At 73.4% G+C, this 13289-nt stretch carries 11 protein-coding genes; 1 reads left to right on the top strand and 10 read right to left on the bottom strand.

Features of this window, described 5'->3' with window-relative positions; translation table 11 throughout:
* Window positions 1–3: 3 nt before the first annotated feature.
* The 8 genes from H7X46_RS00410 to H7X46_RS30330 all read right to left on the bottom strand — a co-directional run bounded on the left by H7X46_RS00410 (window position 4) and on the right by H7X46_RS30330 (window position 9382).
* Window positions 4–1647, bottom strand: coding sequence for an ATP-binding protein (locus H7X46_RS00410; protein ID WP_370588542.1), 1644 nt, complete (start codon window positions 1645–1647; stop codon window positions 4–6).
* A gap of 44 nt (window positions 1648–1691) precedes the next feature.
* Entirely contained in the window at window positions 1692–3224 is a 1533-nt protein-coding gene (locus H7X46_RS00405; protein ID WP_186357498.1) for an SCO6880 family protein, read from the bottom strand.
* Complete coding sequence (locus H7X46_RS00400; protein WP_186357497.1) at window positions 3224–4900, bottom strand: hypothetical protein; 1677 nt, start codon at window positions 4898–4900, stop codon at window positions 3224–3226. The genes H7X46_RS00405 and H7X46_RS00400 overlap by 1 nt, the downstream gene beginning before the upstream one ends.
* Window positions 4901–4971: 71 nt before the next feature.
* Window positions 4972–5718, bottom strand: coding sequence for a hypothetical protein (locus H7X46_RS00395; RefSeq protein WP_186357496.1), 747 nt, complete (start codon window positions 5716–5718; stop codon window positions 4972–4974).
* Window positions 5719–5819: 101 nt separating this feature from the next.
* Window positions 5820–6125, bottom strand: a complete 306-nt coding sequence (locus H7X46_RS00390) for a hypothetical protein (protein ID WP_186357495.1) — start codon at window positions 6123–6125, stop codon at window positions 5820–5822.
* Between the two features lie 46 nt (window positions 6126–6171).
* Entirely contained in the window at window positions 6172–7200 is a 1029-nt protein-coding gene (locus H7X46_RS00385; protein ID WP_186357494.1) for a hypothetical protein, read from the bottom strand.
* Between the two features lie 54 nt (window positions 7201–7254).
* Window positions 7255–8154, bottom strand: a complete 900-nt coding sequence (locus tag H7X46_RS00380; protein ID WP_186357493.1) for a serine protease — start codon at window positions 8152–8154, stop codon at window positions 7255–7257.
* 16 nt (window positions 8155–8170) lie between these two features.
* Window positions 8171–9382 carry a transglycosylase family protein gene (locus tag H7X46_RS30330; protein WP_304633341.1) on the bottom strand — a complete coding sequence of 404 codons (1212 nt, stop codon included), beginning with the start codon at window positions 9380–9382 and terminating at the stop codon, window positions 8171–8173.
* On the opposite strand from H7X46_RS30330, the gene H7X46_RS00370 reads away from it, so the two are divergent.
* The gene (locus H7X46_RS00370; RefSeq protein WP_186357492.1) at window positions 9339–10337 is read left to right on the top strand and encodes a hypothetical protein; all 999 of its coding nucleotides are present in this window, start codon (window positions 9339–9341) and stop codon (window positions 10335–10337) included. The two genes, H7X46_RS30330 and H7X46_RS00370, sit on opposite strands and share 44 nt — an antisense overlap.
* A 560-nt stretch (window positions 10338–10897) precedes the next feature.
* On the opposite strand, the gene H7X46_RS30325 is transcribed toward H7X46_RS00370, so the two are convergent.
* Both H7X46_RS30325 and H7X46_RS00360 read right to left on the bottom strand, forming a co-directional pair.
* On the bottom strand, window positions 10898–12088 hold the full coding sequence (locus H7X46_RS30325; protein WP_186357491.1) for a glycoside hydrolase family 16 protein: 1191 nt from the start codon (window positions 12086–12088) through the stop codon (window positions 10898–10900).
* Entirely contained in the window at window positions 12088–12948 is an 861-nt protein-coding gene (locus H7X46_RS00360; RefSeq protein WP_255426039.1) for a MinD/ParA family protein, read from the bottom strand. Before H7X46_RS00360 ends, H7X46_RS30325 begins: the two co-directional genes overlap by 1 nt.
* Window positions 12949–13289 lie beyond the last annotated feature (341 nt).

The following is a 13289-nucleotide window of genomic DNA, read 5'->3' as shown; positions in this document are numbered from 1 at the left end:
AGCTCACCGACGCGTGGCCGTGCCGTTGAGCGACGAGGTCGGAGCGCCGGTGTCCCCGCCAGGGTCGGTGTGACCGGCGGCGTGGTCCGAGACGGCAACCAGCCACGGCCGACGACCCCCGGCGCCCGGGGTGGCGTGGTCGGGGGTGTCGGAGGTGGTGCGGAGACCGGCGTTGGTGTCGAAGATGGTTCGTTCGGTCGCCGACAGCACCGTCTGGATCTTCATGCCGGGCGAGTTCTCCAGCTTCCACAGCGCACGGCCCTGGCCTTCCATCGCCCACCCGGTGAGCACCGCCTGCTCGCGTTCGGACAGCCCGAGCTCGTCTGCGAGTTCGTCGCCGACACGGGTCGACTGGCCGAGCAGGATCCGGGTGGAGCACAAGGCCAGCAGGTCCTTGGCGATCGAGACTTCCTGGGAGCCCACGGCCCCGACCGAGAGCAGGTCGGAGGGCTTGTGCATGACCAGCAGCTGGACCTTGCGTTCGGCCCGAGACAGGCGCAGGTCCGAGTCGACGGCCTGGACCGCGCGCAGCCCGAGGCGCATCTGCCGCCAGACCTCGTCGCGGACGACGATGCGGACATCGCCGTCGTCCTGCAGGTCGGTGATCATCGACGACCACGAGCCGAGGCAGGTCAGCGCGACCGCGATGGCCTCATCACCGCGGGCGCGCAGCAGCGACAGGTCCATCGACTGCACCGGGGCGTCCCAGTCCAGGTCGAAGTTGGTGGGCTCGTCGAACAGCCCGGCCAGCGGACCGACGACGAGGTTGGACAGCGCGTCGGTGATCTGGCGGGTGTGGTCGACGAACTGGCGGTGCGAGGCGAACCGGGTGGCCTGCCACAGGTCGTCGTCGGGGCGGGCGAGCTGGTCGACGACCTGCGGGATGGTGATCGGGCGCAGCTCGCTGTAGCCGTCGGCGGCCCCGACCAGGCGATGCAAGACCGTCGAGATGACCAGCTCGTCGGTGACCGTGGGACTGTAGCCCTGGGCCTCGGCCAGGGCGGTGAGCAACCGGGTCCAGCGCGACAGGATCCCGGTGAGCTCCTCGCGCTGACGCTCGACGCCCCAACCGGCCCAGCGGCCCCGGATCGGGCCGAGATCCAGCGCGTTGAGCCGGCGCGGGCTCCCCCGACCGAGCGCGATCGGGGTGATGCCGAGCGCGCGCAGCAGCGGCGTGTACTCGCCCTTGACGTCCCCGGAGATCAAGGTGCGCACCCCGAACTGCGACAGCCGCAGGATCATGGCCAGCACCGTGGACGACTTGCCGCGACCGGGCTCGCCGAAGATCGCCAGGTTCGGGTTGGTCACCATGCCACGCAGCACCCACTCGGTGGGATGGACGTAGAACGCGCCCCCGGACTGGGTGTCATAGCCCAGCCGGGCCCCGACCGCAGGCACGCCGTTGGAGGCCAGCAGCGGGAACAGCCCACCGATCTGGGCGGTGGTGGCCCGGTAGACCGGGGCCCGCCGCGAGGCGTCGACCGCGGACCACCCGCGGCCGGGCTCGCGGTGCCCCTGGCGGGGCCCGGTGGGGCGGTTGACCCGCTGCCGGCCGCGCCCGCGCCGGGGCTGCTCGACAGCGTGCTCGGGCTCGGGGGGCGTGCGGACCGGGACGCCGTCGAGGTCGGTGAACTGGCTGAGCAACACACCGGCACCGCGCGGATCCGGGCGGCGGCGCCTGCCGAAGATGCTCATGAGTCGAACGCCCGAGTCAGGCGCGGCAGGCCGATCCCCACCGGTAGCGCGGCCGCCACGAACGCGGAGTCTTGGGCGAGTTCGAGGCGCAGCAGCCGGAATCGGCCCGAGCTGTCGTTCTCCAGCCGCGCGGCGTGGTCCTCGACGTTCCAGTTCGACGGCACCGTGATCGAGCTGGCGACGGTGAACCGGACCAGGGCGTGCCCGGCGGCGACGGCGGCCTCCTGCGCGCGGGCACCGGCCTGGCGGCGGGTGTCGACCGCGGTGGTATTGAAGCCGCGCTGGGCCTTGGCGTCGACCAGCACGTTGTTGCGGAACCGGTTCGAGCGCACCTCCCGCGCGGCGGCGGCCTGGGACAGCACCTCGTAGTGGATCTGCAGGGTGCGCCGCTCCCCGGCGGTGCGGACGGCCAGCAGCGGTCCGAGCGAGCCGAAGATCGTCCCGGACTCCGGGGGCTGCACGGCGTAGGCGACCGAGGAGAACCCGTCGTGGTGATAGGCCCGTGCCGCCGGTGTGGGCGCCAGCGCGGGCCCGGCCTGCGAAATCGGCAGCCCGACGGTGCCCTCCGCGCCGGGGTGGGCCAGGTGCTGGTGTTTCAGGGCGGCCGCGGTGGCCGGGTTGAACCCGGTCTTGATCGCCTCGGCGACCCCGGTCGAGGTCAGCCAGGTCACCGACTGCACGCCGAGGCCCTTGAGCCCATCGGCGACGCCCTCGAGGAGCCGGTAGAGCGCGTACGCGCGACCCTGCACGCCGCCGCCGGCGGCCTTGGCCGGTCGGCGCAAGGATTCCTCGGTGCCAGAGACGGTCACGAACAGCTCGGTCCGCACACTGACCGAGGCCACGTCGCGGTTGATCTCGGCGGTGACCTGCCGGGCCAGCGCCGGAGCGTCGGGGTGTTCGTGGCGGGCCCGCCACACGGCGTACTCGGTGCCGTCATCGGGGACGGTGCGCGCCAGCAGCGAGATCCGGTCGATGACCTCGCGGTGCCCGAGCCCGACCAGCATTGAACCGAGCCGACGGGCGAGGTCCTCGCACTGCTCGGTGGACAGCATCCCGACCCCGGAGTGGGTCAGCTTGGCCGTGGCACCCCACCGGCCCTCGGCGGTGTCGTGGATCAGGCAAATCCGCGCGCCGTGAAACTCGGGCCCGTCGGGGAACTCCAGCCGAGACAGCACCCCCGGCAGATCCGGTTCGGTGCGGTCCCCGGCCAGCCCGGCGGCCGCGCGGGATTGCCACGGTGACCAGCGCATCAACACTCCTGTCTGGAACATGATCAGATCAGCCAGCCAGCGGAACGCCGGCCGGCCGTGGATCGGCACGAGGATCAGCACGGCGAGGATCGCGGCGACGCTGCCCCAGCCGAGCGCCTGAGACCACTGGTTGCGCGACATCGCCAGGATCGCCGGAGCACACGCGGCGATCACCAGGAACGCCTGGACCGGGGTCATCCCGGCGATCCAGCCCAGCCCCTCCTTGTGATTGAGCCCCGTGTAGATGCGCGGGTCCCGCGCGGACGGCTCGGCACTCATCAGGGCTCCTCTCCTCGCGGGTCAGGGCGGGTCGGCGGGCCCGGCTCCGGCGGCCCGCTCGACGGCGGGGCCGCGGGGCCCGGCCCCGGTGGTGCAGAGGACTGGTCGGGCGAGTCCGGGCCGGGCGACCCAGAGGCGGCGGCCTGGGGCGACCGGGGTGGATCGGGTGGCGTGCTCGGCGCCGCCACCGCGGACGAGGTGCCGCCCTCCGGGCGACCGGCCTCGGGTGGGCCCGCCTCGGTCGCGGGCGGCTCGACGCCGGGGCCCCCGGAGTCCCCAGCAGGACTGCCGCTCTCGACCGGGCCGTGGTCACCACCCGAGGCCGGCGGGCCCGACCAGTCCGAGCTCGCCGTGGCCGACGCGTAGCCGCCGCCGGCCGAGGACCCGATCTGGGCGCTGCTCGGGCCGGCGGCCGGCGCCGGTCCCGGATGCCCCACCCCGGACTGGGACATCTGCGCGGAGCCGTAGCCGGCCGCGGCGTGCGCGGCGGCCTTCGTGGCGAGGAACCCGCCGACCGCCGCGCCCCCGGCCGCCCCACCGGCCATGCCCAGCCCGCTCGTACCGGCCGCCGCAGAACCTCCACTGCCCGCACCAGCCGCACCACCACCGACACCGGCACCGGCGTTGCCGCTCCCGGCGGCGGCCGGGCGGGCGGTGGTGCCGCCGAGCTCGCCGCCGCCCCCGGTGGAGGCCGAGCCGCTCGGGCCGCTGCCCATCCGGTAGGCCTGCTCGGTGTGGCGGGCGATGTTCATCGCCTCGCTCGTGCCGCTGTCGCTGCCCGGCTCGCTCGCTTCCCGCGCCCCGCCGCGGGAGCGGACGGCCATCCCGGCCCCGGTGCCCGGGTCGACGAACGCGAGCAGCCGATACACCACCATCGGGCAGAACAGCGCCACCAGCAGCACCGCAGTCCCGGCCAGCAGCCCAGCCACGCCCTGCGCCCGGCCCATGATGTTGACCCCGATGACCAGCACCAACGCCAGGGCCGGTTTCATCACGATCGCGGCGAGGATCCAGCGCGCCGCCCGCCAGAACCACGAGGCCGTGCTGTCAGCGACCAGCCCGGCCGCGCAGATCGGGATCGTCGCGACCAGCACCAGGATCGCCGCCTGCCGGAAGATCATCTGGAGGGCGAACCCGATCCCGGCCGGGATGATCCCGAACACCGCGGCGAGACCGAGCAGCATCGACCGGATACCGTCCTCGACATCGCCGAGGTCGGGGTTCTCCCCGACCCGAGCCGACACGTCGGGGTTGTCGAGCACGGCGGCGAAGTTCGTCGAGTCCAGCCCGGTCCGCAGGAACATCGTGGTCAGCTCGTCGGAGGCGGTCAGCAGCGTGGCCACCGTCCCGGTCGTCACCGCGATCGCGATGCCGAACTGGGCCGGGCCGGTGAACGCACGAAACATCCCGCGGCCCCCGCGCAGCGCCACCGCCGTGAGCTGGTAGAAGAACAACCCGAGCGCGATCGTCGCCGACAGCCACAGCATCGACGGCCACAACGCTCCGGCGCCCTGACCGCCCATCACCGCGTTCGCGTCCACCCGGGAGACGTCGTCGGCGAGGGTGAACCCGCCCTTGAGCACCCAGACCCCGGCATCCCACACCTTCTGCATCGCGGCGTCGAACGCCGAGGCCGCCACCGACCCCACCGCGTCACCGACAGCGTCGCCAACCACACCGCCACCGCCACCCCCGCCGGGTGGGGGAGCGGGCTGGGCCGGCCACACCTGCACCACCGCGGCCGCGGTCATCGGACGATGTCCCGGTAGCCGACCGCCACGGCCTCGTCGCTGCCCGGCCACGGCGCCGGGGCCGCCCACGCCGCCGGGCCGGACGCGACCCGCCACTGGTCACCGACCCGCCGCATCGGCAGGCAGTTGCCCCATCCGGCGTTGACGACGCGGCCCTGGTAGTCGGCCACCAGCTCGCCGAGCACGCAGGCCACCACGTAGGAGCCGTCGTCGGTGCGGCCCTTGACCATCGCCGCGGTCGGCGACCAGGACAACCGCATCCCGTCCCGGGTCCCGGTCACCGGCATGTTCGCCGACCGGCGCAGCGCCACCAGCTCCCGATGCAGCGGGGTCTGGTCCGGTGGCGCCGCCCCCGGCTCGGCCAGCGCCGCGTAGGCCTGCGCCCATACCTGCGGGTCCGCCCCCGCCATCCCGACCTTGGTCAGTTCCGCGACCTGGGCGAGCGCGCCCTCCTCGCCGGCCGGGAACCCGATGGGCACGGCCGTACCGGCCACCCGGCTGGGCTGGGGCAGCGTGATCGGCGCCCCGGCGCTGCGCATCGACAGCGCATGCGGCATCGACGCCTGCGCCGGCACCGGCGGCATCGGCGCCCGCGCCAGCGCCGCCTCGATCGCCGCCCCCGACCCGGCCCCGGCCACCCCCGGCGCCGACGGCCCCGGCCCAGGTCCGGCCGGGCCCGGAGCGTCGGAGAACAACCCGACCAGCGAGATCACGCCCCACACCAGCGCCACCAGCGCCACCACGGCCAGACCGACCAGAACCGCCAGCGCCCTGCGGCGGCCGCCATCGCCAGCCGGCGGCGCGCCGCGCGACGCTCGCACACCGGTGCGGGTGCGGCCCAGCATCACGCCGCGCCCCCCGCGAACTGCGACACCAGCATGTGGCCGATCCCGAACAACACCGCCAGGGCCAGGCTCCCGACGATCAGGCGTGCCCCGAGCCGCCCGGACCCGTGGTGATCCCACAACCGGCCCGCGGTCGCCGCGACGATCCCGCCGAAGAACAACCCCAACACCGAGACCCCCGCGATCCAGCGCAAGTAGCCCACGACACGCTCGATCGCCCCCGACCCGGGTGGTGCCACCGGGCTGGGATTCGGAATCTGTGCGGGCAGAAACTGCAGCTCAGACAGCAGGTGCGGCAGGGACATGACAGGCCTCCGAAGACATCCGGGTGGGATAGGTGGGTGGGGAACCTCAGCGGCGGCGCGGGGAGGGGATCAGTCCCCAAGCGGCCAGCAGCGGGCGCAGCGCGTCGACCACCCGCGCAGGACTGGGCTCATCGGTGACGCCAGACAGAGCCCAGCGGCGCTCGTGCGGCACGAACAGCGCCTCGTCGAGCAGGGCGGCAACCCGCGGCCCGGCGGCCCCGACGACCCCGGAGGGCCACTTGCGGGCGCCGTTGACGACAAGCTGGTGTACCGGGACCGCGACCCCGCCCCGGACCCAGGGCTCAAGGCGGGCCAACAGCTGCTCGGCCTGGCGCAGCGACGGGCGGGTGGCGCGCACCACCAGGATCGGCCGCTGGGCGGGCAGCCCGCGGCGCAGCCAGCCACCCGCGCCGTAGAGCGGGCTCGCCCCGGCCCGCCACCCGCCGTGACCGAGATCGACGACCGTGGCGTGCAGCGGATCCGGGGGTGGGTCGGGCAGCCAGTCCGGAGGGACCGGCACCATCCCCGGCGTGATCGTCGGCAACGAGCTCTCCAGCCGCGCGACCAGCGCGTAGTCCCGCCACGAGTAGCGCACCGTGAGCTGCTCACCGGCGATCTTGGTCCACGGGCCCTGCTCGGCGAACGCGCACGTCAACCCGGACCGGCCCGGGTCGTCGGCGTCGACCAGGAGCACACAGCGTTCGTCCTGCTGCAGTACGTCGGTGATGGCCGCGGCGATCGCGGACGCACCGGCGCCCGCCGAGCCCGCCAGCACCGGGATCACCGCGCCGAAGCCCCGCCAGGACACCGGTCGCGTCCCCCGCTCCGGAAACGTTGTGCCGGCCCGCGCCTGGCTGGCCGCGGTGGCCGCGCCCAGCTCGTCGGCCAGCTCAAGCGGGTCCCGCTCGTTCTCGCCCGCGGCCGTGGCCGCCCCGGTGACGTTGACGATGGCCTCGTGGTCGGAAATCCCCAGATGAGGGGCGCGTGAGCGCGCCGCGGAGCCGAGCATGGCGTTCAGCTCGTACAGCGTGCGCGGCCCGCCTGCGGGCCGATCGTGCTGCTCAGCCGCGGTCATCGGCGGCCACCTCCTCCGAAAACGGACGCAACGGACGCTCGTGTCGTGGGTGGGTCATGTCGGGCTGTGGATCAGTGAGGCGGAGTCGGCGGCGTCGTAGATGGCCTGGGCTGCCGGCCCGAACCGGGGCGAGACCAGCGAGGTGTCGTCCCCACCGGAGACCACCCCGACGACCTGACCCCGGCCGTTCGCGGCGTCCGGGCCGGTCACCCACGGCCCGCCGGAGGCGCCCTCGGTCATGTCGCAGTTCAGCGCCAGCACCTCGGCGGGACGGCCGTGCTTTCCCGCGGCGAACGGCTCGACGGTGGCCGCGCCTGTGCAGCCGCGCAGGCTTTGCCCGTCATACGAGCCCAGCGCGGGGTAGCCGAGGGCGGCCACCTCGACCGTCTCGGGGGTCGACCAGCGGATCCCCTGCGCACCCAGGACCTGCTCGGGCAGCCGCCCCTCGCGGGGCAGCAGGGACACGAACGCGAAGTCGGTGTCCGCGGCCACGTCCTCGATCGGTGAATTGGTCTGCGTCCAGGCCGGAGGCAGATAGGCGGTGTCAACCATCCACCGCCCGTGGGGTTCTTCCCCCGAGGCCCAGCCCGGGATGAAGACCGCGCCGTCGACCCGCCATGCCCCGTCGAGCCATACGCAGTGCGCCGCCGTCGCGAGTAGGCGCCGCGACCGGGACGCGACCACGGCCGCCGAGCATTGGTGGCGGCCGCCGTCGACGACCAGCACGCCGACCGACGACGCGGACAGCCCACCCACGATCGGGCCGGCCTGCCCGCGTACCGGTGGTCCCCCCTGGCCCGGTGGCCTCGGGTCGACCGCCGCCCGCACGACGGCCGACCCGAGCCCCACCACCCGAGCCCCCTGAGGGGCATCGGAGGTCAGCAGCACGCCCGTCATCGCCGTCGCCACCATCGCGGCCGCGACCGACGCCCTGCTCAGCTTGCCGATCGTCATCAGCGCTCGACCGGCCTCACTGCAGGCCGAGCTTCTTGGAACAGGCCGGCCAGGCTTGCCAGCCCTGCTCAGCCTGGACCTTCTCCGCGACCGCGATCTGCTCGTCCTTGCTGGCCGCATGCGGATCACCGGTGCCGCCGTAGGCGCGCCAGGTCGACGAACTGAACTGCAGGCCACCGGAGTAGCCATTGCCCGTGTTGGTTGTCCAGTCACCGCCGGACTCGCACTCGGCCAGCTTGTCCCAGGTCGCGGTGTCCGTCCCCCCGGCCGGCGGCGCGGCCGCGGCCGGGGCCGCCTGCCCCTCCGGATCACGCGGCTGCTCACCACCGCCACCCGATCCAGCCGGCTCCACCGGCTGCTCGTCGGCGCCCTGCTCTTGATCCCCGGCGCCCCGGCCAAGGTCTCCACCGGAGCGGTCCCCGCTGGGCTGCTCACCGTCGGCAGGCCGATCCGCACCTTCGGTGCGGTCGCGGTCGCCGCCGGGCTGCCCGCCGGATCCGCCGTTCGGGCTGGGTTCGCGCGAGATCCCACCGCCGGAGGCCTCGCCCCCGCTACCGCTGTCCCCGCCGACGCGGGTGCCATCGCCCGTGCCTGTCTCCTGGCCCCCGGAGCTACTGCTGTCCTCGGACGGCTGGGCTCCCGCGCCACCCGCCGACGAGTCCGCCGATGGTGCGTCGCCCGTCCCGCCGGCGTCGGCCTCCTCGAGGGTCTTGGCCAGGTCCTCGGCGACCGGGTCGGCATCAGCGGCCGCCTTGGCCTTCTCCGCCAGGGTCTTGACCCCGGCCTCCCAGCCTTCGCCCGACCCACTCGGCGCGGCCCCACCCGCGGAACTCGCCCCGTCATCGCGGGCGCCGGAACCAGCGCCAGCACCCGAGCCTGCGGACTCAGACCCCGCACCGGCACCCGAGCTGCCAGAACCCGCGTCCCGAGACCCCGAAGTGGGGGTGCCCGAGCTGGCTGTGTCCGAGCTGTCGGACACCGACGAACCGGACTCGGCGCTGCCCGACGAGCCCGACTCCGCGTCAGAACCCGGTCCGGGTGGGGCGGTACCACCGGCCTCACCCAGCTTGTCCAGCAGCGCCGGGTCGACGCCAAGCTTCTCGAGCTGGCCGCGATCCACGCCTTGCAGCACCGACTCCCGGACCGAAGCCGCCACACCGTCCTGACTCGCGCCGAGGGCCTGCATGAGCTCGCCGATCAGCTCGATCGCCGCTCGGGCCTTCTCCATGTCCGCGGCCGAACCGTCCCCCGAACCCGACGAGCCGGGCTCACTGCCCGAACCGGCCCCCGATCCCGACGAGCCGGGCTCACCGCCCGAGCCGGACTCGGCGTCATTTGAGCCGCTGGACTCGGCACCACCCGAACCCGAACTCTCCGAGCCCGAGCTCCCCGGGCTGGCCGAGCTGCCCGACCCCGAGTCGCGAGAACCCGACCCGGAGCGGTCGGGGCTCGACGAACTACCAGCCCCAGACCCCCCGGATCCCGAGCTGTCCGACCCGGACGACCCGGGCCCCGAGCCAGGTCCCGACGGGCTGCCGCTGTCCGAACCAGAACGGGAGTCGCCGGACCCACCAGCGGCCGCCCCCGAGTCACCGGAGCCGGGATCGCTCGATCCTGAACCGGAACCCTCGCCGTCGGAGCCGCTGCCCGATCTGGAGTCACCGCCAGCGCCCGAGCCGCCGGAGCTCGACGACCCCGAACCCGAACCCGAACCTGAGTCCGAGGCCGAGTCGCCGGACCCAGGAGATCCCGAACCCGCCTCACCGGAGCCCGAACCATCCGACGAGCCACCGGAGCCACCCGTACCACCGGACGAGGAGCCCGCTCCGGAGTCGCCGCCGCCACCGGAGCCGTTGCCGCTGGATCCACCGTCGTTCTTGGGTGGCTCACCACTGGTCGTGGACTCCGGCTCCTTGGACTCGTCGGGCGGGTCCTGCGCGGGCGCCGCGGGAGCGGCCGGTGCCGGTGCCACGGCGGCCGGTGAGGTTGTCGCCTCGGTCCGATCGATGCAGGTCTTCGGCAGCGGCGGCTCCGCCTGCCGGCGCGAGTTCGCCGCGGCCGGACGCTCCCCGGAACCCGCCCTGCTGCTGGCCGCCGGGGGCGGACCCCCCGCGTGCCGGGCGGCCTCGCTCGCCGACTCGGCCGCCCCGGCCGCGCTGCCCGCAGCGCCACCGAGGGACTGACCGATGCCCGCCACGGGGCCGCCGTCCCCGCCGGGCGGTGGAGGTTCCTTGGGCAACAGGTCAGCCGGCGTCGGCCCGAACCCGGCTTTGGCCAACCGGACCCCGACCTCCTGCAGTGCCGGGATCGAGGTCCCGTTGAGCTGGTCCGACACATCGACGGCCTTCTGCCGCCACCCCGCCGGCTGCGTCGCCGGAGTGAACCCCAACCCCGCGATGTCACGTGCAAGCCCCTGGGCCCGCGGATCGGTACTCACCGCCAGATCTGAGAGCAACGCCCGGGTCTGCACACGGGTCTCCCGCGCAGCCGCCAGCTGACGCACCGCCTTGCCCTCGTTGCACGACTCGGCCGTCAGACCGAGCTCAGCCGGCAACGGGCTGGCCGACAACGCGGTGACACCGACAAGCGCGCCGGCAGCGATCATCGCAACAGTCGAACGTCGAAGCGCGGGTGCGTAGGAGCGTCGAGGAACGTGAGCGGCCCAGGCGGGCCGACGTGAGCGAGGCATACAGGACTCCGTGATGTGATCGGGGGTGCTCACTACAACCGGATGGACAACGGGTCAGCGGATTCCGTGCATGCGCCCACCCCAGTTGTTGACCTCATCGGTGATCGTCGTGCTGGAATCGGCATCAGTGGAACCAGCGCTCCCGGCAGAACCGGTCGAGGCGCCCTCTCCCTCGCCGAGTGGCCACATCCGAACCCAGTCGTAATGCACCTGACCGGTTTCGCTGTCGCCCTTGGGGAACCAGTCCAGCTGGAGCGTCAGATGCATCGGACCCGGCGGGAAGATGCTCGTGTCCTCGGACTTCCACCATTCCCTGCCATCCACGAAGGCCGTCATGGCCTCGGGGGTCCACTCGACGGCGTAGTTGTGCCACTCGGTGGCATCGACCTCGACCTCACCGTGGACCTGGGAGTTGTCGGCTCCATAGTGAAGAAACAGCTCGACCTTCTTGCGGTCCGGGTCCATGATCTCGGCGAAATCGACCTCGCCGCCGACCGGGAAGTTCTCCGCTGTGGGCCACAGCAACGCCAACGCGTTGTAGGACGGGGAACCCGTCGGTGCCTTCATGCGAACTTCCCACCGGCCGTACTGCTGGGAACTGTCCGCCCAGGCCATCCCAGCCGTGGTGCCGTCACCGGTGCCGTTGATCGTGAGGATCCCGTCGGACACCGACGCGGCATCGGGGGAGCGGGTGCCGTTACCGCCGTGGCCGGGTCCGTCGTAGAGGTTCCACCCCTCCAGGCCGTTCTCGAAGTCATCGACCTTCGCCGGTTCTCCCCAACCGAACGCCTCCGCCGCCGTCTGGCCCTGCTGACTCGAGTTGGTTCCAGAATCCGAACCTGCCGGGGAAGCAGGGCCAGATCCGTCCTGGTCGCCACCAGAACCGCCACCGCCGTTCCCCGGCTGATCGGAGCCAGACCCGGAATCGCTCTGGTCGCCACCGGCCCCAGTGCCCTGGCCGCCGCCGCCGGCGCTCCCGGGCGATCCGCCGCCGCCCGACCCCGTGTCGTAGCACGACTCCGGGACGAACCCCGGCTCGTTCGCGCCCGCGTCGATCAGCGCTCGTCGGATCCGCTCGGCCCGCGGGGAGGTGTCGCCGGTCATCTCGGCCAGCACGTGCACCGCGGTGATCCGGAACCCGCAGTCGACGTTGTCCGGCGGCGCGGTCGGAGCCACACCGAACGCAGCAAGCGTCGACGACAGCGTCAGCACCCACCCGAGCCGCGCCAGCAGGGCGGTGCTCATCACCAGGCCACGTCGGAGCGACGATCCCCCGCCGGACGGCCGAGCGAGGTCGGGCAGCCGTAGAAGCCCTCGGCCACGGTCGCGGCGATCTCCATCGCCGCGTCCCGGGTCGCTGGCCGCAAGGCGTCGAGGTCGATCTGCCCACCGGCGTGCAGGTGTGGGTCCGCGGGCAGGGTCAGCACCGCGCGGCAGCGGGACCGGAAGTGGTCCAGGATCGGCTGCTCGTCGATGAACGAGCTGTTGCGATCCTGGGACAGCACCACTACGGCGTTCTCCGCGAGATCCGCCCAGCGGCGGCGGGACAGCCAGTTCAGCGTCTTCGCGGCACGGGAGGCCGCGTCCTGGGTCAACGAACCGACGATGACCAGCGAGTCGCAGCGGGCCAGACCGCCCTGCATCGCCGAGTGCGTGATCCCGGTACCAGAGTCGGTCACCAGGACCTGCGCGAACCGGCTAAGGACCTCCAGGACTGCTTCGTAGTCCTTCTGCGAGAACGCCTCGGACTCCTCGGGCTCCTGCTCGGAGGTCACCACCTGCAACCGGTCGACCAGATGCACGTAGCGGGACAGATCCGAGAACGAGCGGACCTGGTCGAGGTTCTGCAGCAGCTTGCGCACGGTCAGCTGCGCGGCTTCCTGCTCGCCGACCAGGCGGTCGCCGAGGGTCCCGGCGTCGGGGTTGGAGTCCACGGCCACGACCCGCTCGCCGCGTCCCTCGGCGAGGTTCAGCCCGAGCAGCGCCGCCGTCGTCGTCTTGCCCACGCCGCCCTTCAGGGAGCTGACCACCACGGAGTGCGGCCCGTCCATCGGGGTGCGGATCTTGCGCTGCTGCTCGATGAGCCGTTGCTCGGCCGGGGACAATCCGGGATTCCAGCGGCCGCCGGTGAGGCTGTAGAACGCCGCCCGCCATCCCTGCCGTGGTGCGGTCGCCCGGGCCCGGACCGCATTGACGAACGGCTCAGACCCTCCACCCCCGGCCGGGTACCCGGGGGCGCGTTCGACCGGCCCACTCGTGACCGGCTGACGCTGCGGCTCCCGGGACGGCGGGGGAGTGGTCGGGGCCGTCGGCCGCCGCGATTCCCGATGGTCCTGGACGCGGGGGGCAGGAGACGACCGCTCGGCCTGCGGGGCTGCCGACGCCGAGAGCTGCTCTGGACGCGGCTCCGGCGCCGGAGATGCGGGCACGGCGGGTGCCTCGCTCG

It is taken from the genome of Pseudonocardia sp. C8 (assembly GCF_014267175.1).
Taxonomy (GTDB): domain Bacteria; phylum Actinomycetota; class Actinomycetes; order Mycobacteriales; family Pseudonocardiaceae; genus Pseudonocardia.
This window is presented reverse-complemented; position numbering and strand designations above follow the sequence as displayed.